This is a genomic window from Komagataeibacter kakiaceti JCM 25156 (genome assembly GCF_000613305.1).
On sequence record NZ_BAIO01000821.1, the window covers coordinates 1 to 708 of the forward strand.

Sequence of the window (708 nt, forward strand, 5' to 3'; positions counted from 1 at the left end):
GGGCTGCCGCCCGCGGTGATCGCGCTGGCGCAATGCGACCCCCTGCATGATGAGGGTACGGGCTACGCCGCCGCCATGCGGCAGGCCGGAAGCCATGCCGAAACCCGGACATGGCGCGGCACCGTGCACGGGTTCCTGAACTTCTATTCCTTCCTCCCGGCGGGGCGGCACGCGATCCGGTACGGTGCGCGGGCCCTGCGGCGCGTGCTGCGCGGTGGAAGCCTGTAAGGCGGCCAGCTTAAAGGCTGCCTGAAAACAACTGATTGATAAAAAACAATAAAAGTTTTCGGGCGCCCCATTTTTCAAAAAAGCAGGATTTTCAGACTGCCTCTTAACGGGGCAGGGGATGGAACAGCCCCGGAGACTGCCAGTCCGTCTGCGCGGTCTGGCCCAGCCGGTCGATCTGCAACGTGAACAGGTGGGGCAGGGTGTTGCGGTCACCGGGGCAGGCGCCGGAATGTTTTTCCAGCACGTCGATGCGGGTGGCGTCCGGCGGGTCGTTGCCGTTCAGGACGAACAGCAGGCAGTCCTTCGCGTCCGATGTCATGCCGTTATGGGTGACGATGGTGCGGAAATGTTCGACCAGGGCCGTGTTGTCGAACCAGCTCATGCGTGAGAACGTCAGCTTGTCCGCCGCCTGATCCAGCCAGCCCATCCGCCCGACAAGAAAGACAAGGGCCGCCATCGGCACGATCATGAACACGCGGC

At 63.3% G+C, this 708-nt stretch carries 2 protein-coding genes; one reads left to right on the forward strand and one right to left on the reverse strand.

What is annotated here, in order from left to right:
- A partial coding sequence (locus tag JCM25156_RS26445; RefSeq protein WP_034961498.1) for an alpha/beta hydrolase occupies window positions 1–228 on the forward strand: 228 nt, incomplete at its 5' end.
- 103 nt (window positions 229–331) lie between these two features.
- Here the strand turns inward: JCM25156_RS26445 and JCM25156_RS19235 are convergent.
- On the reverse strand, window positions 332–708 hold a 377-nt coding region (locus JCM25156_RS19235; protein ID WP_025814434.1), incomplete at its 5' end, for a hypothetical protein.